At 40.3% G+C, this 20,001-nt stretch carries 20 protein-coding genes; 5 read left to right on the top strand and 15 right to left on the bottom strand.

Features of this window, described 5'->3' with window-relative positions; all coding sequences use genetic code 11:
• Window positions 1-2 precede the first annotated feature (2 nt).
• The 3 genes from NSQ11_RS14835 to NSQ11_RS14825 all read left to right on the top strand — a co-directional run bounded on the left by NSQ11_RS14835 (window position 3) and on the right by NSQ11_RS14825 (window position 3,444).
• Complete coding sequence (locus NSQ11_RS14835; protein ID WP_076821016.1) at window positions 3-2,309, top strand: ATP-binding protein; 2,307 nt, start codon at window positions 3-5, stop codon at window positions 2,307-2,309.
• A gap of 80 nt (window positions 2,310-2,389) precedes the next feature.
• Window positions 2,390-3,031, top strand: a complete 642-nt coding sequence (locus NSQ11_RS14830) for a response regulator transcription factor (RefSeq protein ID WP_007500477.1) — start codon at window positions 2,390-2,392, stop codon at window positions 3,029-3,031.
• A gap of 23 nt (window positions 3,032-3,054) precedes the next feature.
• Window positions 3,055-3,444: a hotdog fold thioesterase gene (locus tag NSQ11_RS14825; RefSeq protein ID WP_017358943.1), complete on the top strand. Its 390-nt coding sequence runs from the start codon at window positions 3,055-3,057 to the stop codon at window positions 3,442-3,444.
• Window positions 3,445-3,534: 90 nt separating this feature from the next.
• Here the strand turns inward: NSQ11_RS14825 and mnhG are convergent, their stop codons facing one another.
• From mnhG to NSQ11_RS14790, 7 genes are read right to left on the bottom strand one after another with little or no spacing between them, the layout of a single operon-like run.
• Entirely contained in the window at window positions 3,535-3,909 is a 375-nt protein-coding gene (gene mnhG / locus NSQ11_RS14820; RefSeq protein WP_003213369.1) for a monovalent cation/H(+) antiporter subunit G, read from the bottom strand.
• Window positions 3,893-4,174: a Na(+)/H(+) antiporter subunit F1 gene (locus NSQ11_RS14815; protein WP_008345849.1), complete on the bottom strand. Its 282-nt coding sequence runs from the start codon at window positions 4,172-4,174 to the stop codon at window positions 3,893-3,895. The genes mnhG and NSQ11_RS14815 overlap by 17 nt, the downstream gene beginning before the upstream one ends.
• A complete protein-coding gene (locus tag NSQ11_RS14810) occupies window positions 4,174-4,653 on the bottom strand; it encodes a Na+/H+ antiporter subunit E (RefSeq protein ID WP_017358944.1) in 480 nt (159 codons plus the stop codon). The genes NSQ11_RS14815 and NSQ11_RS14810 overlap by 1 nt, the downstream gene beginning before the upstream one ends.
• Before the next feature lie 6 nt (window positions 4,654-4,659).
• Window positions 4,660-6,138 (bottom strand): Na+/H+ antiporter subunit D, encoded by a 1,479-nt coding sequence (locus tag NSQ11_RS14805; protein WP_017358945.1) that lies wholly within the window; start codon window positions 6,136-6,138, stop codon window positions 4,660-4,662.
• Window positions 6,131-6,472 (bottom strand): Na(+)/H(+) antiporter subunit C, encoded by a 342-nt coding sequence (locus NSQ11_RS14800; protein ID WP_003213576.1) that lies wholly within the window; start codon window positions 6,470-6,472, stop codon window positions 6,131-6,133. The genes NSQ11_RS14805 and NSQ11_RS14800 overlap by 8 nt, the downstream gene beginning before the upstream one ends.
• On the bottom strand, window positions 6,472-6,903 hold the full coding sequence (locus tag NSQ11_RS14795; protein ID WP_008345843.1) for a Na(+)/H(+) antiporter subunit B: 432 nt from the start codon (window positions 6,901-6,903) through the stop codon (window positions 6,472-6,474). Before NSQ11_RS14795 ends, NSQ11_RS14800 begins: the two co-directional genes overlap by 1 nt.
• Window positions 6,900-9,311 (bottom strand): Na+/H+ antiporter subunit A, encoded by a 2,412-nt coding sequence (locus NSQ11_RS14790; protein WP_046526552.1) that lies wholly within the window; start codon window positions 9,309-9,311, stop codon window positions 6,900-6,902. The genes NSQ11_RS14795 and NSQ11_RS14790 overlap by 4 nt, the downstream gene beginning before the upstream one ends.
• A gap of 219 nt (window positions 9,312-9,530) precedes the next feature.
• On the opposite strand from NSQ11_RS14790, the gene NSQ11_RS14785 reads away from it, so the two are divergent.
• Window positions 9,531-9,740 (top strand): hypothetical protein, encoded by a 210-nt coding sequence (locus tag NSQ11_RS14785; protein ID WP_017358947.1) that lies wholly within the window; start codon window positions 9,531-9,533, stop codon window positions 9,738-9,740.
• A 72-nt stretch (window positions 9,741-9,812) separates the two neighbouring features.
• Here NSQ11_RS14785 and NSQ11_RS14780 read toward each other — a convergent pair whose 3' ends face one another.
• The 7 genes from NSQ11_RS14780 to malK all read right to left on the bottom strand — a co-directional run bounded on the left by NSQ11_RS14780 (window position 9,813) and on the right by malK (window position 18,803).
• A complete protein-coding gene (locus tag NSQ11_RS14780; RefSeq protein ID WP_017358948.1) occupies window positions 9,813-11,150 on the bottom strand; it encodes a 2-hydroxycarboxylate transporter family protein in 1,338 nt (445 codons plus the stop codon).
• 179 nt (window positions 11,151-11,329) lie between these two features.
• Window positions 11,330-12,289 (bottom strand): ABC transporter permease, encoded by a 960-nt coding sequence (locus tag NSQ11_RS14775; RefSeq protein ID WP_008345835.1) that lies wholly within the window; start codon window positions 12,287-12,289, stop codon window positions 11,330-11,332.
• Window positions 12,290-13,336 (bottom strand): ABC transporter permease, encoded by a 1,047-nt coding sequence (locus NSQ11_RS14770; protein ID WP_025207902.1) that lies wholly within the window; start codon window positions 13,334-13,336, stop codon window positions 12,290-12,292. It lies immediately after the preceding gene.
• On the bottom strand, window positions 13,329-14,864 hold the full coding sequence (locus NSQ11_RS14765; protein WP_017358950.1) for an ABC transporter ATP-binding protein: 1,536 nt from the start codon (window positions 14,862-14,864) through the stop codon (window positions 13,329-13,331). Before NSQ11_RS14765 ends, NSQ11_RS14770 begins: the two co-directional genes overlap by 8 nt.
• A gap of 159 nt (window positions 14,865-15,023) precedes the next feature.
• Complete coding sequence (locus NSQ11_RS14760) at window positions 15,024-16,106, bottom strand: BMP family protein (RefSeq protein ID WP_025207900.1); 1,083 nt, start codon at window positions 16,104-16,106, stop codon at window positions 15,024-15,026.
• A gap of 395 nt (window positions 16,107-16,501) precedes the next feature.
• The gene (locus NSQ11_RS14755; RefSeq protein WP_041091824.1) at window positions 16,502-17,209 is read right to left on the bottom strand and encodes a response regulator; all 708 of its coding nucleotides are present in this window, start codon (window positions 17,207-17,209) and stop codon (window positions 16,502-16,504) included.
• Window positions 17,202-18,803: a malate sensor histidine kinase MalK gene (gene malK, locus NSQ11_RS14750; protein ID WP_008345824.1), complete on the bottom strand. Its 1,602-nt coding sequence runs from the start codon at window positions 18,801-18,803 to the stop codon at window positions 17,202-17,204. The genes NSQ11_RS14755 and malK overlap by 8 nt, the downstream gene beginning before the upstream one ends.
• A gap of 185 nt (window positions 18,804-18,988) precedes the next feature.
• Here malK and NSQ11_RS14745 point away from each other — a divergent pair, with 185 nt between their 5' ends.
• The gene (locus NSQ11_RS14745; RefSeq protein ID WP_017367952.1) at window positions 18,989-19,546 is read left to right on the top strand and encodes a YufK family protein; all 558 of its coding nucleotides are present in this window, start codon (window positions 18,989-18,991) and stop codon (window positions 19,544-19,546) included.
• Between the two features lie 43 nt (window positions 19,547-19,589).
• Here the strand turns inward: NSQ11_RS14745 and NSQ11_RS14740 are convergent, their stop codons facing one another.
• A complete protein-coding gene (locus tag NSQ11_RS14740; protein ID WP_017358953.1) occupies window positions 19,590-20,000 on the bottom strand; it encodes a thiol-disulfide oxidoreductase DCC family protein in 411 nt (136 codons plus the stop codon).
• Between the last annotated feature and the right edge of the window lies 1 nt (window position 20,001).

The following is a 20,001-nucleotide window of genomic DNA, read 5'->3' as shown; positions in this document are numbered from 1 at the left end:
TTATGAGAAAGTTTTACTCTAAGTTAACAGTTATATTAGTTATCCTTAGCTTCATCTATGTGATTTACATCTCTTATATCAACGTATTTAATATTTTTGTTGGAGCAGCTGTTAAGGAAAATAGTCACGGTCAACTTGAGGTAGTGGATGTCGATAATTTTACAGATAGCTATCTAGCTGGAGTTAGGAAAGGCGATATCATACTTGAAGTGAATGGGAATAAAAAACCAGTTGAAGAAGTTAAAAGAGGTTTTTTAGCTAATGTTAAAAGTTTAGTCGTTGATAGACATGGTGATAAAATTGATTTAGAGAATGTAAGGTTATTGAGTCAAGCGAATCTGTTTATTTATCTAATACCAGTCATTCTTTATTCCATCTGTCTATTTTGTATATTTATGATTTTAAAAATGAATAAAGCAAACCAAAAAGAGTCAGCTTATATTTTAGCTTTATTTCTTTTGGCGGTGTCTATAGGTTATGTAAGTTCTGGTGGTTCTGGAAAAGGTGAGGCTATCAGTCGTATTCTTGTAATCGTTACAATGAATATTGTACCTCCACTATATATGCACTTTATGTATCAATATTTAAAAGAATTAGGAACAGAGATTATTCGTCGTCGAGTTCTTTTTTATTTGTATCTAGTTCCAGTGACTAACGTTTTATTAGTTTTATTCTATAAAAATAAAGCAGGACCAGTAGATCTATTAGCATATGTCAATTTACTTTCATTTTTTGTTCTGGCTTTCCTTTCGATTATTATCACTATAAGGGCTGCTAAAAAATTGAAAGACAATGAAGTCAGCAATGTACTTCGAGCATTTGCACTCATTTTAATCTCAGCATTCAGTCCATTCATGCTATTTTTTATCATTCCTTATTTTTTTGGTATATATTTTATTTCACCGTATGTTGTTGCATCGTTTGTTCTTTTAATTCCTTTTTTCTTAGTCTATCAATTTATGTCAAATAAGCTATATAATGTTGATTTCTTTATGGGAAGGATTAAATACTACGGTTTTTTAGCAATTACACCAACAATACTTGTGGTTGTTCTTTTTGATTTTATTCAAAAGCCAAATGCAAATTTCTATACAGTGAAATTTACGATTATCACGTACATTCTTATGCTTACCGTCTTCTACTTTAAAGAAATTATCGATTTCCGTTTTCGATTGAAGCGTTTTTCAGAGAAGCATAATTATCAGGATAGTGTATTTAAATTTACACAGCTTATTCGTGAGGCGTCATCACTTCATCAAGTATTGTATCATTTAAAATACACCATCTTAGAAGTACTTGTTGTGAACAAAGCCTTTGTGCTTGAAGTGAAGGCAGATGGACAAATTGTTGAAATTGATGAATCAATAGAAGAAAGCCAGCTATGGAAAGAGTATGTGGATCAATTTCAAGATATTTTAGGTGAAGTTGGTAAAATCATCGGGTTGGATAAAGGATTCATGATGAAAATTGGTGAGCGGGGTGGTCACTCGTTTGTGATTTGCTGTTTATCTAATTTACGGACACCTAAGCTGACCCGCGATGAAATCTCATGGCTGAAAACATTGGCATTTTACACAAGTGTCAGTTTAGAAAATGTCGTTAAGATCGAAGAACTGATGGAGCATCTTGAGGATTTGAAACAGCGGGAAGCCAATCCCGCCTGGCTGAAGAAAGTCATGTTCGCCATGGAAGAGAAGCAGCGTTCAGATTTAGCGAGGGATCTTCATGATTCTGTGCTGCAGGATTTGATTTCACTGAAGAGACAGTCCGAGATGTTCTTAACCAATTTCCAAAACAACCAATGCCCAACATCTATTGAAAATTCATTGATCTCATGGAATGAACAAATGTCTAAGGTGATTCAAACCACGAGAGAAACATGTCATGAACTTCGGCCGCAGCTCCTCTATGATTTGGGGTTAGTGAAGGCAATTTCGAAGCTGACTTCGCAAATTCAAGAGGAAGCGCCATTTCATATTAGGCTGAATACAACCCGCTTTGATAAAGAACTGGACATTGATATTGACTCACAGCTGAATATTTACCGGATTGTGCAGGAGCTGTTATCCAATGCGTTGAAGCATTCTAAGGCCAGCCAAGTCTTAGTGATGCTCATTTGTATTAAAGATCAAGTTGTTCTCCATTATGAGGACGATGGAGTCGGATTTGATGCAAGCCAGCTTGATCAGCACACGATGAGCATGGGTCTTTCTGGCATAAGGGAACGAGTCAAAGCTCTAAATGGAAAGCTTCAAATTCACACAGCACCTGAAAAAGGGCTCAAGGTGAAAATTGAAATGGAATTGTAACGATTTCTTAAGGAATAAGACTTGGCATCTGCCAAGTCTTTTATATAAAATGGAAGTGAGTGATTTAAAGGGAGGAAGACATGAAGAAGATATTGGTCATTGATGATCATCCGGCTGTCATGGAAGGGACAAAAAGCATATTAGAATCAGATCAGCAGCTATCAGTCGATTGTTTAAGTCCTGATGCAGAAGGCGCCTTTTTAAAGACGCATGACTTTTCCATCTATGATGTGATCTTGATGGATTTAAATCTCGGGGATATCAATGGAATGGACATTGCCAAACAAATTCTAGAAACGAATCAACAAGTGAAAATTATCATTTATACAGGATATGAAGTAGATGATTATTTCGAAGAGGCCATTCGAGCTGGATTGCATGGTGCAATAAGTAAAACAGAGACAAAAGACAAAATCATTGAATACATACACCGCACATTGCAAGGAGAAGTTGTCATTCAGCTATCCTATTTAAAGAAATTAATTTCACAGCAACAAGAGAAGCCAGAACAGGCGCAGCAGACGGATCATGAGCTGTTAACAGAGCGTGAATGCTTAATCTTAAGAGAAGTGGAAAAAGGGTACACAAACCAAGAGATCGCCGATGTGCTTCATTTGAGCAAACGCTCGATTGAATACAGTTTGACCTCCATCTTTAATAAGCTGAATGTTGGATCTCGAACAGAAGCGGTGTTAATTGCAAAATCGGAAAGTGTCCTGTAAACGTGTGAAGGGAGAGGGCCTTGATGGATGTGAGTGGTTCAAATACACTGCTTGAGGCACTGGGGATTGAGATTGTGGAATGCAATACGTCACGATGCGTGGCGACAATGCCAGTCGATCACCGAACAAAACAGCCATTTGGATTACTGCACGGAGGAGCATCAGCTGCTCTAGCAGAAACAGTGGCAAGCATGGGTGCTGCTGCTCATTTGGATTTAACGAAGCAGGTTTGTTCAGGTATTGAAATCAATGCCAATCATTTAAAATCTGTACGTGATGGAGTGGTGACAGCTACAGCTGTTCCTGTACATGTAGGACGGCGTACAATGGTATTCCAAATCGATATAAAAGATGATCGAGACCGTCATATCTGTACGTCAAGATGTACACTCGCTGTCATTGATCGCATATAAAAAAGCTCCCGGTGCAGCGGAAGCTTTTTTTAATACCCTTTTATGAACATGCGGGTAAAGTGAACAAGACCTGAATGTCAGGTTCTTCATTTATAAATAAGAATCTTCTTTTCGTTTAATGACAAAGTTACGGAAACCGCCATAATCATCTTGGACACTTCGTTTGTCCATTTTCACACCAGTGTTGTAAGCGGCTCTTCCGATCAAATGAGCGCCGACTGGTGCGGTCAGAAAGATAAAGACAATCCCAAGCAGGATTTTCGCAGAGATGATCCCTGCAAGAAACCATTCATGAAAGAACACACCAACTAAAATGAGAACAACACCAAGTGTCGATGCTTTTGATGCAGCATGCATACGTGTGTAAACATCCGGCAGGCGAAGGACACCAATGGCTGAAATTAAACAGAGGATAGCGCCAAGCAGAATAAAGAAAATTACGATCGCTTTAGCGATGACGATCATTTTCAATCACTTCCCCTTTCTCAAGGAATTTGGAAAAAGCGACAGTGCCGATAAAGGCAAGAATACCGAGCAGTAAAATAATTTCAAAGAACGTCGTGGTTTTCAGTAAGATAGACACGATGGCTGTCATCCCAATTAAATTGATTCCTATCGCATCAAGCGCACTAACGCGATCAGGAATAGAAGGTCCTTTGATGACCCGTATGACAAAAAGCAAAGTAGACAGCGCAAGAATCCCAAGTGACATTTGCAAGATCAGTTCCATTACTTACCGCTCACCTCCTGAATCGCTTTTTCAAATGATACCCGAATATCGTGGATGGCTTTTTCAGCATCTTCAATATCCATCGCATGAATATATAAAATCGAACGATCATCCGAAATATCGATGACCAGTGTACCAGGTGTTAATGTAATCATATTAGCCAGTATGGTGATTTCCCAATCTGTTTTTAAATCTGTACGAAAGGCGAAAATACCAGGCTTGATCTTAAGCTTTGGAGATAACACCGTCTTGAGTACACTCAAATTGGCAAGAAGCAGCTCTCTGATAAAAATGATGACGAGCTTGATAATCGCATACAGGGCATAGCCGTAAAAACGTTGCGGGAAGAATCGCCGTAGCATAAAAATGGCGATCATCCCTAGTGCAAAGCCTGATACAAAGTCTGCAGCTCTGTATGTATCATTCATAAACATCCATGTAAAGGCGAGGAGAGCGTTTAATAATATTTGAAAGGCCATGTTCATCTACTCCTTCAGCACAGCTTGAATATATTTTTCTGGTGTTGAAAGCATTTCCGCAGCTTGATTGATATAAGGTGCAATGAATTCTGTGCCTAATCCAATCGCAAGCGATAAGATAACAAGCAGTACCCCAGGATACACCATTCCTCTAATGGATGGCTTTCTTCTTCGCATATCCTGTTCCTCTCCCCAAAACGCGAGCATGAAAATCCTCATAACAGAATAAAGGACAAGAAGACTGGACAGTAAAACAAGGATAGAGAACGTCATGTACCCAGCAGAAAACCCACCTTCAACAATTTTCAGCTTGCCAACAAATCCACTTAGTGGAGGAATACCCGCAAGTGATAAAGCCGATATGAAGAACATCCAGCCGAGTAGAGGCTGGGATTGAATCAGCCCACCCATTTTTTTCAGATGGTTGGTTCCAGCATACACAAACAATGCCCCTGCAAGCATAAATAAAGCTCCTTTGATCACCATATCGTGAATGAGGTAATAAATGGCGCCTTGGAGTGATGCCGGTGTATTGGCCGCAATCCCGAACAAAATGACACCAACAGCTGTGACAATGTTATAAATCACAATTTTTTGCACATCAGAATAGGCGATAGAGCCAATGACACCGAATATAACCGTTAGAGCGGCCAGCCAAGCCATAAGTGTATGTGTAAAACCTGTATCATGTATAAAGATAAGTGTGAAGACCCTGGCAATTGCATATAGGCCGACCTTTGTCAGCAGTGCACCAAACAAAGCTGAAATCGCTGCTGGCGGAGCATGATAAGACCCTGGCAGCCAGAAATAAAGCGGGAAGACCCCAGCTTTTAAGCCAAATACAATCAGGAACAGAATGGCAATCACGGTGATTAACCCTGTTTGCCCAGATTCAGCTATTTTCACACTTAAATCAGCCATGTTCAGTGTGCCTGTGACTGCATATAAACACGCTACGCCAACAATAAATAATGCCGATGAGATAATATTAAACACAATGTATTTCAGTGATTCACGAAGCTGGGGCTTTGAACCACCCAGAACAATGAGCATATAAGATGCCATCAGCAACAATTCAAAGAAGACAAACAGGTTGAAAATATCTCCCGTTAAAAAGGCACCACTGACGCCAGCTAACAAGAATTGGACACCAGAATAATAGAAAAGCCGCTCTCTTTCTTTCCCAATCGTTTGAAAGGAAAAAAGAACTGTGACAAGTCCAACAATGGAAGCGGTCAGCACAAGAAGCGCAGCAAACTGATCGGCCACAAGGGCAATGCCAAACGGTGCTTTCCAGCCGCCCAAATAAAGGGTTTGTATGCCGTTTGTGAAAATCGTTTGGACCAAATAGACATTACAGATAATGGCTAAAAGAGATGCAAACACACTAAAGCCTCTCGACAGCATGGTGTTTTTATTCATAAAGATCAATAATGTAGCAGCTAGTAATGGTATTAATATAGGCAGGATCACGAGATTATTCATGCTGATCATTTCCTCTCATTTGATCCATGTCATCTGTTCTCAGCTCTTGGAAGGCACGGAAGGCCATCACGAGCAAAAAGGATGTTACACCAAAAGCAATGACAATGGCTGTTAAAATTAATGCTTGTGGCAATGGATCTACATAGGATGTGAGCCCCTCTTTCAAAATAGGAGGTGCTCCCTTTTTTAAGCCGCCCATTGTTAATAGAAGCAAATGGACGCCGTGACTTAAAACGGCAGTACCGACGATGACCCGCAGAAGGCTTTTTGAAAGCATTAAATAGGTCGCTGCCATAAAAATGATTCCGACGATAATAGACATTAGAAATTCCATTATTCCTTCTCTCCAATCGTTTGAATAATGGTCATGGTGACACCAACAACAACTAAATACACACCGATATCAAACAGGACCGCTGTCGCCAGTTCTGTTTTCCCTAGAAACGGCAGTTGGAAATAATCAAATGCATGGGATAGGAAAGGTGCTCCGAACAGAAAAGATCCCATACCTGTTAGGATGGCAACGAGCAAACCGACACCAGCCACATAAATAAAGTCAAATGGTAAAATGCGTCTGACTGTTTTAAGGTCGTAGGCTAAAAGCAGAAGAACGACAGCACCAGCGCTCATCAAACCGCCAATGAATCCTCCGCCAGGATTGTTATGTCCTGCAAGAAATAGGTGAAGTGAGAAAAGCAAGATGATGAATGCTGTAATTTTAGTTGTGACTTGTAAGAGCATATCATTCGTATCAATCTTTCTCATCGCCGTACGCCTCTCTTCCGTTTTCCTTGTGCTTTTACCTTCAATAATCCATAAATACCAAGTGCCGCAATAGCCAGCACTGTAATCTCAAAGAGTGTATCAAAGCCCCTGAAATCGACAAGAATGACATTGACAATATTGTCTCCGCCAGCCAGTTTGTAGCTGTTTTCAATAAAGTACGTTGAAATCGTGTCAAGAGACTGCTGGCTTGTGGAAGCGAAAGCAAGACATGTGACAACGACTCCAACACCTAATGAGATGATCAAATTTGTTAATTTAAATCTTCGTGTTTTTTGCTTCAGACTCAGCTTTGGCAAATGATAGAAGCAAAGTAAAAACAGCGCGACAGAAATGGTTTCAATAATGAGCTGTGTCAGCGCAAGGTCAGGTGCTCTGAAAATCACGAAGAACAATGACAGCGTGTAGCCCATAACACCTAGCGCAATAATAGCTGTTAAGCGTGAACGAGCAAATACAGTCGTGACTGTCGCTGCGACCATCACAAGTGAAAGGATGGCTTCGTACGTGCCGATTGATGCAGCGTGCTCAGTTTGAAATGAGAAGGCTTGCTTGTAGAACATCACGCTGCCAAGCACGATAATCATAAACCCAAATACATAGACAAGATAGTCACGAAGGAATCCTGTCATATAGCTGTTTGTTAGGCGGTAAGCCCCTTTTTCTACACCTATAAGCGAACGATCATACAAAGCGTTAAATGACCATTTTTCCTTAAATATGTTGTACATTGGGCGCCATTTTGACAGCGTTAAATAGCCAATGGTACCGAGCGCAACTACACCAATTGTCATGTGAAGCTCTGGCTGGAATCCATGCCACGCTTCAATTTTTACGGCAAAGCGGCTTCCTGTTTGAATGGCTTCTGGAATGATCGCTTGAATGGCAGGTTCAATGACAGAATAGGCAAGAATATTAGGGAAAAAGAAGAACGTGACCACAAGTGCAGCTAAAATAATTGGCGGGATCAGCATACCAATCGGTGCTTCATGCGGTTTTTTCTCCAATTGATCGACATTCAGACGGCCTCTAAATGTTTTGAAGACGATCATCATACTATAGATGAACGTAAACACACTAGCGAGCCAAGCGATAGCAGGGAAGATAGCCCCCCATGTTGACACATCCGTAAAGCTGATCTCAGAAATCCGGATCATACTTGTGAAAAATAGTTCTTTACTTAAAAATCCATTAAAAGGCGGGAGTCCAGCCATCGAGAATGTACCAATTAACGTAATTGTAAAGGTAATTGGCATGATGGTCATTAATCCACCTAATTTGCGAATATCACGTGTACCTGTTTCGTGATCGATAATCCCTGCTGCCATAAAGAGACTACCTTTAAAGGTTGCGTGGTTAATGAGATGAAAAATAGCAGCAAGAACGGCTGCGCCAAAAAAGGCAGGGTTGTTTTCATGAATGGCAGCTGCGCCTACTCCTAGCATGAGCATAATCATCCCGAGTTGACTCACTGTCGAGAAGGCCAGAATGGCTTTCAAATCATTTTGCCGAACGGCGTGGAAAGATCCCCAGAATAGTGTGATAAGTCCGACAATCGAAATGGTCCAAAACCACACCTCTGATATAGCAAAAATCGGACTAAAGCGGGCAACCAGATAAATACCGGCTTTGACCATAGTAGCAGAATGTAGATAACTGCTTACAGGGGTTGGTGCTTCCATAGCATCAGGCAGCCAAATATAAAATGGGAACTGCGCTGATTTCGTGAAGGCCCCTAGTAAAATGAGCACCATCGCAGGGATGAAATAAGGTGATGCCATAATGAGCTGAAGCTGATTGACTGCTTCGCGAATACTGAATGAATCAGTGATCAGGTAAATGAGGATGAAGCCACCAAGCATAGCCAATCCGCCAAACACAGTAATAAGCAGTGATTTGGTTGCTCCGTAACGAGAACGCTCACGCTTATACCAATACCCAATTAAGAGGAAGGAAGAGATACTCGTTAGCTCCCAGAACAAATAAAGTACGACCATGTTGTCAGAGAGAACAACACCGAGCATAGCGGTCATAAACATTAATAAATACGTATAGAAAGAGCCAAGCTGTTCTTTTTCCTTTGATAAGTAGAAAATACTGTACAGAACCACAAGTGCACCAATACCTGTGATGAGTAAAGCAAATAACAGGCTGAGACCATCTACATACACAGTGAAATTCATCCCTAGAGAGGGAATCCATTCAGCTTGTGAGAACAACGTTCGTCCATTCGAGGTGATCTGGAGCATTTGGATGAAATAGGTAAATAAAAGAATAGGCAAGATGAGAACAAACCATCCTGTATGTATACGCCTTACGTATTTAAAGAGAAAAGGGACGACAAAGGCAAGTAAAAAAGGTGATAGGATGGCGAAGTGAATAAGCTGCAAGAAAATGAACCTCCTTTGATCAATATAAATTCACGTTCTAAAGAACTGGTAACTAAAATTATAGCGTAAATACAGACATAGTGCATTGGTTTGAACTGATTTACGGCAAATCAAAATTGTTTTGAGTTCTTTTGACCACAAAAAATATTTTATCAAAAATGAAACTCGTTGTATATTGTTTTGTATTTCGTACATGCTTTTCTTAAAGGAGCTGATCAAATGAAACGAAAGATCGCCATCAGCTTAAGCATATTCTGCACGATTTTAGGAGGAGCATTCTTGATTGAACGAAATGATCAAAAAAGGTGGCAGGCCGGGAGTGAATGGCCGCTATTTTCTGAACATCTCCTCCATATGACCTATCCGCAGGCGAAACAGTATCCTTTTCAGCCTCGGGAGTATATACGAATTGTATTAGCTGATGAATGAGGATGTATGGGAGAAAAGAAATATAAAAAAAGCATGTCCCTTATGAAAAGGACATGCTTTTTGTTTCTTTTTTTAAGTAAACATTCTAAGTAAGATTGTTGCGCAAATAACGGTTGCTGCTCCGCCAAGACGTGTAGAGACTTGAGCGAAAGGCATAAGGCCCATTCTTCCAGAAGCTGAAAGAATTGCAACGTCACCAGTACCGCCTAATCCACTGTGACAGCCAGTCACAATTGCAGATTCAACTGGATACATGTTCATGAATTTACCAACAAAGTAACCAGAACCAACCATGCCTAGAACAACAGCAATACATACACATACGAAAGGAATCGAAATAACAGTGGCCACATCATCAAGTGGAATGTATAGAATTCCTAAACCAACCATTAGAGGCCATGTAAAGCTTTTCGATACAAACTTGTAGAACTGCTGTGAGCCGTTTTGCAAATGCTGAGGCATCACGTTTAAGTATTTGATTAATGCAGCAAGAACAATCATTAAGATTGGACCTGGAATATGAACAAAACTTTCTAATAAGCCGCCAAAGATAAAAGTTGTACATGCAACAAGCACACCTGCACCCATTAAGCTGAAGTCAACTTTAGTATCCATGTCAGGCTGTTCGAAGATTTCATTTGCTTCTTTTGATTTAACAAGTCTTCCGTTCCCGTTTAGTTCAGGACGTTTTTCACCAAGCTTTTTCATTGCGCCAGCACAAATGATGGCAATGACGTTCCCAATGACAGCAGCCGGAATCAATTGAGAAATTAATGACTCTGCTGATACACCAAGAATTTGCGAATAAGCAATTGATAATGGCAATATCCCTTCACCGACACCACCGGCAATAATCGGTACAATGATAAAGAAGAACGAATGATGCGGTGTGTAACCAACTAGAAGACCCACTAGAATTCCAGCAACTACAGCTGTAATTGTACCTGCAACAAGAGGAACAAACATACGAATAAGGCCTTGTACTAAAACAGTTCGTTGCATCCCAAGAATACTACCTACTACAAGAGCAGATATATAGAAGTATAGGAAGTTCGACGTTTTCATCAGAGACGTAACCGCTTCCAACGAGTTTGGATTCAGAACATGAAAAAAGACCAGGAACGATGGTACGAATAAAGAAAGAATCGCCGGTCCACCAATATCTTTTAAGATTGGAATACGTTGTCCTACATCTCCTAGGAAAATCCCCAAAATCATAATAACAGCGAAACCACCAAGCATATTTGCTGGAATTTTATTAAAATAAGCGGCAGTTAAAATAATCGCTGCAAGTACTATATACACAGGTAGATCAATAACACCAATTTTCCAAGAAAGAATTTTTCGGAAAACGCTTTTATTATTGTCAGAATCGTTTGTAATCGATTTCAATTGTTGTGTATTAGCCACATAAACACCCCCAAATGCTATTTGTCTCAATTGTAGAAGATTCTGTGACACTCATCTATTTATTAAACTAAATTAAGTGTAATAAAAGTAAAATAAACGGGGGTTTTGTCGTTTTTATCATACAAAAATCCCCTGAAGATAGTTTGTCCTTCAGGGGATTGATCATACATGGTATTTATTTATCGTTTTCCTTTTAAATAAGGGGTACCAAGTGCTTTTGGTGCGTCTGCTCGTCCAATGAAGCCAGTAAGAGCTAGGATCGTCAGCACATATGGTGCAATGAGCATGTACACGTTCGGGATATCTTGAAACAGCGGAAGCAGAGAGCCAATGATGCTTAAGCTTTGTGCAAATCCAAAGAATAAAGCAGCGCCCATAGCGCCAAATGGGTGCCATTTCCCGAAAACAAGGGCGGCTAACGCAATGAAGCCTTGTCCTGTAATGGTGGCGTGTGAGAAGTCAAGAGCGATGGTCGATGCATACACAGCTCCGCCAAGGCCGCCAAATAGACCACTAATGAAGACGCCGATATAGCGCATCCGGTATACCTTGATTCCCATTGTATCAGCTGCCATTGGGTGCTCGCCGACTGCACGAAGTCGCAAGCCAAACGGCATTTTAAATAAAACAAACCAAGCGACAACCGCAAGAACTAATGCGAGAATGGACGTATAATACACATCTTTAAAGAAAATATCACCAATGATCGGAATGTCACTTAAAAGGGGAATATCTCCTTTATAGAAAGGTTCTGTAATTTTATCCGTTTGTGCTTTTCCATAAATCAGTTTGACAACAAACAGCGTAGCACCAAGGGCAAGCATGTTAATCGCAACACCACTGACCGTTTGATCTGCTCTGAACGTAATAGTGGCAACAGCGTGAATGAGTGAGAACACGCCGCCAATGGCCATACCAACAAGAAGACCGAGCCACGGGGTCAAGGCACCAAACGTATCAGCAAACATTAAGTTAAAGATAATACTAGAAAATGCTCCGACGACCATCAAACCTTCAAGACCGATATTGACGACACCTGATCTTTCTGAAAAGACGCCTCCAAGAGCGGTTAAAATAAGTGGTGCAGCATATACAAGTGTAGCCGGGACGATGATTTCAAGAATTTGCAGAAATCCCACTTATTTTCCCCCCTTTTTCTTCAATTGTTGAATGACAAGACGGATGATATAGCTTGAGGCAACGAAAAGAATAATGATCGCAATCACAATATCAACGACCTCAGTCGGTACGCCAGATTCAAGCGGCATGTTTAAAGCACCGACTTTCAATCCACCAAGCAATAATGCCGCTAAGACGACACCAATAGCTGTATTTCCGCCTAATAAGGCAACAGCGATTCCATCAAAACCAACGCCAGTGAAGGCATCTTTTATTGATGCATATTCAAAGGTTCCGAGCCCTTCCATCGCACCTGCAAGACCTGCAAAGGCACCAGAAATGAGCATGGAATATATAATGTTTTTTCTCACATTCATTCCAGCATATTGGGATGCGTGTTGATTCATACCAACAGCACGCAATTCAAACCCTTTAGAGGTTTTTTGGATAATAATCCACATAATAACGGCAGATAGGACAGCTACAATGATTCCGTTATGCATGCTTGAAAAGTCAGTGATTTTTTCAAAAAAATCAGAGTGTAATGAGGCAGTCGAATTAATATTATCTGTTTTATCTTTATGATCTGTAAGAACATTTGTAATAATAAAATTAGTCACATGAAGTGCAATGTAGTTCATCATAATAGTGACAATCACTTCATGAACATAAAAACGTGCTTTTAAAAACCCAGGAATAAAGCCCCATAATGCACCAGCAGCTGCTGCAGTGATCAGTGCAAGAGGCAGGTGGATATACGCAGGTGCATGGACGGTTGTTCCTATCCATACAGATGCAATCCAGCCAATGAGAAGTTGACCTTCTACCCCGATATTAAAGAGGCCTGTCCGAAATGCAAAGGCAACAGCAAGTCCTGATAAAATATAAGGCGTGACTTGTCGGATGGTTTCTCCCATATAATACGTTTCACCGAATACGCCATTCCAAAGGGCGCTATAACCTTCGATGACACTATAACCGCTTGCCAGCATAATGATGGCCCCAACGAAAAGACCAAGTACAATGGCTATAAGCGGAATCAGCAGATTTGTTAAGCGATTAGACATTTGCTTCTTTCCCCACTTCCTGTTGCGTACTTCCAGCCATTAACAGACCAAGTTCTTGCTCTGTTGTTTCTTTTGGATCAACAATGGCAATAATGCTGCCTTCGAAAATCACAGCAATCTTATCACTGACATTGATAATTTCATCAAGCTCAAAGGAGATGAGCAGAACGGCTTTGCCTGCATCCCTTTGTTCAATCAGACGCTTATGAACAAACTCAATGGCTCCGACGTCAAGTCCACGTGTCGGCTGTGCGGCAATTAATAAATCAGGATTTCGGTCCACTTCACGGCCAATAATGGCTTTTTGCTGGTTACCCCCTGATAGCGCACGTGCTTCTGTATATTCACTAGGTGTCCGTACGTCGTATTCAGCAATGATTTGTTTTGCTTTTTGATAAATATTTTTCATATTCATCAAGCCAAACTTCGAATATGGACGCTGATAATACGTTTGTAAGGAAATATTTTCTCCAATTGAAAAATCAAGGACAAGTCCGTGCTTATGACGGTCTTGAGGAATGTGTCCGATACCAGATTCTGTGACCTTACGAGGCGGGAGATTTTGAATGGCTTTCCCGTTTAGCATGATCGTACCAGATTCGGATTTTTTCAGACCTGTAATGGCTTCAATTAATTCAGATTGACCATTTCCGTCTACACCCGCAATTCCGACAATCTCACCGGCTTTCACTGATAAATTGAGTTGTTTCACGGCTTCAATTCCTCGCGTATCTTTGACAGTGAGATCTTGAATTTGCAAGACTTCTTCAGCAGGGGAGGCTGCTTTTTTGTCTGTTTTAAATGAGACTTCGCGGCCGACCATTAAGCTGGCAAGCTCGTCTTTGTTTGTGTGTTCCACATCAAGTGTACGAATACCTTGCCCTTTTCGGATAATGGTCACGCGATGACAGGCATCCATAATTTCTTTTAGTTTGTGGGTAATTAAAATAATGGATTTGCCTTCATTGATTAAGTTTTTCATAATTTGTATGAGTTCTTTTATTTCTTGAGGTGTTAAGACGGCTGTTGGTTCGTCGAAGATCAAGATGTCAGCGCCGCGGTATAGTGTTTTTAAGATTTCTGCTCGCTGCTGCATACCGACTGAGATGTCAGATACTTTAGCGGCAGGGTCTATTTTCAGTCCATAACGGTCAGAAAGTTCCTGCACTTGCTGAATGGCTTGTTCTTTGTCAATCTTTCCAAATTTCTTTGGCTCTTTTCCTAAAATGATGTTTTCAGCCACAGTAAATGTATCAACTAGCATAAAATGCTGATGGACCATTCCAATGCCTAAATCACTTGCATCATTTGGACTTGAGATTGTAACCGGTTTTCCGTGTACCTTGATTTCACCTTTTTCAGGCTGATACAGTCCGAAAAGCACGTTCATGAGCGTTGATTTTCCAGCGCCGTTTTCACCAAGCAGCGCATGAATTTCGCCCTTTTTTAGCTGCAGCGTAATGTTATCATTTGCTACAATGCCAGGGAATTCTTTGCGTATATTCAACATTTCAATGACATAATCCACAGGTTTAACCGCTCCTTTTTTAGGGTGCTGATGAAGATAAAAACTAGCAAAAGAAAAGCTGCAAAACAAGGCTGCAGCTTTTCTTTTACCACCTTTTACGAATAAAGAGGAGGTAAAGGAGAGGCAAGGGGATAAGACGCGCTTATCCCGATGCACAAATTAAGCTTTAAAATCTTTTAGTTCATCACGTGTTGCAGGGATTTTCACTTCACCCTTGATGATTTTTTGTTTCCATTCTTCGACTTTCTTCAATACATCTTTATCTAGATTCTCTTGAGATGGAGAGATGTCAACGCCGCCTTCTTTCAGACCGTACGTGATGACTTCGCCACCAGGGAATTTACCTTCTTTTGCTTTTGTTGTTAAGTCTTGTACAGCTGTGTCTACTTTCTTAATCATAGAAGTAAGAGTGACACTTTGTTTTGTTCCAGGTACTTTACCTTCGTCATACTGGTCTTTATCAACACCAATGACCCAAACATTTCGATTTGGATCTGCCTTTTTTAAATTGGTTGCTTCTGTAAAGACACCCGTTCCAGTACCTCCAGCTGCATGATAAATAATGTCAACGCCAGATTTGTACATACTTTCAGCTGTTGCTTTACCGATGTCTGCTTTATCAAATGCACCAGCATATTTCACTTCAACTTTTGCTTTTGGATTAGCTGCTTCAACGCCTGCACGGAAACCAACTTCGAATTTTCTGATTAATTCAGAATCAACGCCGCCAACAAAACCAATTTTGTTTGATTTTGTAGAAAGAGCCGCTGCAACACCTACAAGGAAGGACCCTTCGTTTTCGTTAAATGTAATACTAGCTACGTTCTTCTTATCAACAACTGCATCCACAATTGCAAATTTGGAATCTTTTCGCTGATCAGCTATTTTAGAAATGGCACTCTCCATTTTATAGCCGATACCATAAATCAGGTTAAATTTTTGTCTAACAAGTGTATTTAAATTTGTTGGATAATCTGCATCCGTTTTTGATTGTAAGTAATCAAAGCCGTTTTTACCTTTTGTTAAATTGTTGTCTTTCCCAAATGCTTGTAAACCTTCCCAAGCAGATTGGTTAAACGATTTGTCATCGACACCACCGACATCAGTTACCATTGCAACAGTGAATTGATCTTTATCTTTTTTGTTTTCACCGCTGTTTGAGCCAGAGTTGCCGCATGCTCCAAGGATGGTTCCTGCTGCTACGACTAAGGACAATGCAAGTCCAATTTTGCGCTTCTTCAAAACATAACCCCCTATAAAATTTAAAAGTTTCAGAAAAGTCTCGCGAAAAAAGACCGACTCTTGCCTTCTCCTATCCTTGTGAAAAGGGTATTTTATCCTGCATTCTTTTGAAATTGATGGAAACAGGAGAGAAGATGTAAGACATCAGACTTATATCTCGTTGAACTAATCAATCATAATTTATCATTTCCCATCGAATAAATAAATAGAAATTTGTTTTATTTTTAAAAAAATGTTAAAAGGCTAAATTCGATGTCTTTTTATGTGCTGAAATATGATATAATGCCGCTTTTATGATGTGCTCTACTACAGTGGAACCACTGATATCAAGGGGTTTGTGACATCGTATGCCATAAAAAAACATCTGGCCTTTGTGAAAGGTCAGATGTGTCAAATTAAAGATATTGCTGAATCAAATTCATGTTGCTTGTATTCAGTTTATATTGGAAAACAGGGCGGCCGATTGTCCCGTATGCCATCTCCACATCAACCACTTCGATATCCTCAAGAAATTTCAAATATTTTCTAATCGAAACTTGAGAGATTTCAGTATGATTGGCTAGGTCTTCGGTCGTGAAAGCCTGCTGACCGAATGATTGAATGCTTGTCCAGATGAGTTTGAGTGTGCTCTTCGTCAGGCCTTTTGGCAGCAGGACTTTTTCCGCCTCTGCTTTTTTATGAAAAAGCTTCGCGTCTAAATCATTTTGAGAGATGCTATTCATCGTTTGGTATAGGGCATGTTTTCTTTTATATTCTGCCAGTGCTGATTGGAAGCGTTCAAACTCAAAAGGTTTGATTAAATAGTCGACAGCTCCGTTTCGCATCGTTTGCTGTACGACATCCACTTCATTTGCAGCTGAAATGACGATGACGTCAACGGAATGATTTTGCTTACGAATTTCTGATAATAGGGCGAGCCCATTTTGTCCAGGCATATAAATATCAAGCAATACAAGGTGAATGATTTCTGATTTTAAGATGTCTAGTGCCTTTTGAAATGAGGTGGCAATCCCTTTTAATTCAAATCCTTCTATTTGGGTCAAGTAGCGTTTATTCAGCTCTCCGACCATTGGGTCATCTTCTACGATCAACACATTAATCATGTGAATCCTCCTTTTGTTTATATGGAATACGGAGACTAAAGGTCGTTCCTTCTCCTTTTTCGCTTGTGACGATCATATGTCCGTTCAGTTTTTTGATGCTTTGGTCAACAAAATAAAGGCCAAATCCTCTGTCTTCTCCTTTTGTTGAAAAGCCTTGATCAAACATAATGTCCTGTTCTTCTTTTGTCAGACCGACCCCTGTGTCTGTAATTTCAATATGAAGCTGCTCTTGGACATATCTGAATGAGATGGAGATATTTTTGTTCTCTGTATGGGAAACGGCATCGAGTGCGTTATTTAACAGATTACCGATGACCGTAATAAGGTCATGTGTGACTGCTGGGTCCTCCGAGTTTGGTACCTGTGTACTGCAATTGACTTCTAAAGCTGCGCCTTGTTCTCTGATGTAGCTTTGTTTTCCTAGTAAAAACCCGGCTAAGACAGAGTTTTTCACATGGTTGATGATTTCATTTGTTTCTGTCTGCTGATAAATCGCAATATCTTTAATATAGGTGCCAAGGTCATCATAGTTCTTCAGCTGGACCAATCCTAAAATGACATGGAGCTTGTTCATAAATTCGTGTGACTGGGCACGAAGTGCATTGGCATACATCTTCACCCCGCTCAGCTGCTCAGCCAGATGTTTGACTTCTGTTTTGTCACGGAAGGTTGCGATCGCTCCGACAATTTCTCCTTTTACCGTAATCGGTACCTCATTAAAGACCAGCTCCAATCCGTTCATTCTGACATCGCGATCAAGCAGCGGTTTCCGTGTTTCGATTACTTGCTTTAAGCCGCTTGAAGGAAGAAGGGCCTGTACATCTTGTTCTCTAGGGTCAACCATAATGCCCATATTATGAAAAAGACGTTTAGCTTCTGCATTTGCCAGCTTGATTTTACCGTGCTGATCGACGGCAAGAATGCCTTCTTTTGTTGACTCTAGCATAGCACTTCGTTCTTTTAATAAAGTGGCAATTTCATCTGGTTCTAGTCCAAACATAATCTTCTTTACTTTACGTGCCACAATGAGTGCGCCGATAATGCCAGATAAAAGGCTAAGCGATGTGACAAAGTAGAGCGGGAGCAGGCTTTGATGAATAATTAAATCAATTTCCTTTAATGTAATCCCAACTGCCACAGCTCCGAGCTGCTTGCCATCTTGGTTATAAACAGGAACAAAGGCACGCATGGACTTGCCAAGTGTTCCAGATGCGGTACTAATATGTTCTTTACCCTGTAATGCCGGTTTTTCATCACCTCCAGCAAACCGCTTCCCAATCTTTTGCGGATTCGGATGTGTTTTGCGGATACCGTTCATATCCATGACGACAACGAATTCGGTTTTGGTAATACGCTGCACATTGGTTGTATATTTCCGTAGTGCTGTATATGATTGATCTTTTTCTAATGATTTCGCTGTGATCGGAGCCTCTGCGACCATTTTGGCAGTAGAGAGGGCAATGTCACGTTCCTGCTGATGAATATTTTTGGCTGTTTCTGACCAGATCGTAAAGAATGTGATACAGAGGGAGATCAGGACAACAATACAGACAAAGATCGTCAGCCGTGTTTGCAGTCTTAAAGTTTTTTTCACGAGTATACCCCTAACGTGCAATTTTTTCGTAATAGTAATACTTTAACGGGAAAATGTAAGTTTGTGAAGGAATGTACGTGCAAAATCACAAATTTGATTTAGATTCCAGTTTACTTGGAAAGCATCTTGTCAATCCGTTTTAAGTGAGCCATAATAAAAATGAGCTTATGAGAAAGGATCTATTTATGAAAAATACATATTTGACTGGATATTTTCCGCTGATTTCGATTTTGCTATTCAGCTCTGCCTTTTCTATTTTTACAGTAGGTATCACGACTGACTTCTTGACCCAAGCAGGGATTTTAAAAGGAATGCTGGAATTTTTCTCTGAACAGGGCATTCGTCTTGCTTTGTTTGCCGCATTTGCACTTGTTTATTTTATGATTTTATCTGCTTTAAAACTCATTGCAGATACGGTGTTAGAGCTAGCGCTGCTCTTTTTTGCAAAGGACCCTGAAGGGGAGAACTTAAAGAAAATTCGGATTGCATCGGTTGTCTATTTGTTTGCCAGCTTACTTGCATTTCTATTGACGCAGCAGCTTATTCTGCTTGTTGGGCTTTTTGTTTTAGCAAGTCTCGTCTATTTTATCTGGGTTGTGGTACGCATTTATCAATCACTTTCCATGCTGAATTTAATTGGGTTTATGATGTTTAATCTGCTGTTTTGGGCCACGTTTTTGATCGGCATTTTGTACTTATTTATTAAGCTTTATAACAGTGTGATGGCGAGTCTGCCAGCTTAATCAGACGAAAGAAAGCATCCTCCGATGATGGAGGATGCTTTTTTTATGGAAGAAACCGCTTCTGAATATCAGGTGTAGGCATCATACAGGATGTTTTTTGACCAAACCATTTGTAGCGATTCTTTGCAATGAGTTGATAAAACCAGTCACGGATTGGTCGAGGGATCGCGAGGAGTAAATAGCTCCATCTGTATATCCCTTTTAAATGGCGCGCCGCTTTTAAGATGCCTGTTGACTTCATATAAAGGGTCCCATTTTCAATATAAATGAATGAATTGAACTCATCTAAAGGCAAGCCGTTTTCTTTTAAAATACGCTGCCCTGTATCTGATTGTAAAGAAGCAAACATCATCCGCTCATTCGGGTCGCGCTTGATGATAAACTGAACAGCACCACTGCACACGTTGCAGACACCGTCAAATAAAATGAAGTGAGAGGGTTGTGTTGAATGCATC

The sequence above is a fragment of the Bacillus sp. FSL W7-1582 genome (assembly GCF_038593325.1).
In the GTDB taxonomy this organism is placed as follows: domain Bacteria; phylum Bacillota; class Bacilli; order Bacillales; family Bacillaceae; genus Bacillus; species Bacillus altitudinis.
This window is presented reverse-complemented; position numbering and strand designations above follow the sequence as displayed.

What these genes read in the sequence shown, in the direction of transcription:
- NSQ11_RS14835 (WP_076821016.1), top strand. Translation starts at nt 3, where the DNA reads ATGAGAAAGTTTTACTCTAAGTTAACAGTTATATTAGTTATCCTTAGC.
- NSQ11_RS14830 (WP_007500477.1), top strand. Translation starts at nt 2,390, where the DNA reads ATGAAGAAGATATTGGTCATTGATGATCATCCGGCTGTCATGGAAGGG.
- NSQ11_RS14825 (WP_017358943.1), top strand. Translation starts at nt 3,055, where the DNA reads ATGGATGTGAGTGGTTCAAATACACTGCTTGAGGCACTGGGGATTGAG.
- mnhG (WP_003213369.1), bottom strand. Translation starts at nt 3,909, where the DNA reads ATGATCGTCATCGCTAAAGCGATCGTAATTTTCTTTATTCTGCTTGGC.
- NSQ11_RS14815 (WP_008345849.1), bottom strand. Translation starts at nt 4,174, where the DNA reads ATGGAACTGATCTTGCAAATGTCACTTGGGATTCTTGCGCTGTCTACT.
- NSQ11_RS14810 (WP_017358944.1), bottom strand. Translation starts at nt 4,653, where the DNA reads ATGGCCTTTCAAATATTATTAAACGCTCTCCTCGCCTTTACATGGATG.
- NSQ11_RS14805 (WP_017358945.1), bottom strand. Translation starts at nt 6,138, where the DNA reads ATGAATAATCTCGTGATCCTGCCTATATTAATACCATTACTAGCTGCT.
- NSQ11_RS14800 (WP_003213576.1), bottom strand. Translation starts at nt 6,472, where the DNA reads ATGGAATTTCTAATGTCTATTATCGTCGGAATCATTTTTATGGCAGCG.
- NSQ11_RS14795 (WP_008345843.1), bottom strand. Translation starts at nt 6,903, where the DNA reads ATGAGAAAGATTGATACGAATGATATGCTCTTACAAGTCACAACTAAA.
- NSQ11_RS14785 (WP_017358947.1), top strand. Translation starts at nt 9,531, where the DNA reads ATGAAACGAAAGATCGCCATCAGCTTAAGCATATTCTGCACGATTTTA.
- NSQ11_RS14770 (WP_025207902.1), bottom strand. Translation starts at nt 13,336, where the DNA reads ATGTCTAATCGCTTAACAAATCTGCTGATTCCGCTTATAGCCATTGTA.
- NSQ11_RS14755 (WP_041091824.1), bottom strand. Translation starts at nt 17,209, where the DNA reads ATGATTAATGTGTTGATCGTAGAAGATGACCCAATGGTCGGAGAGCTG.
- NSQ11_RS14745 (WP_017367952.1), top strand. Translation starts at nt 18,989, where the DNA reads ATGAAAAATACATATTTGACTGGATATTTTCCGCTGATTTCGATTTTG.
- NSQ11_RS14740 (WP_017358953.1), bottom strand. Translation starts at nt 20,000, where the DNA reads ATGCATTCAACACAACCCTCTCACTTCATTTTATTTGACGGTGTCTGC.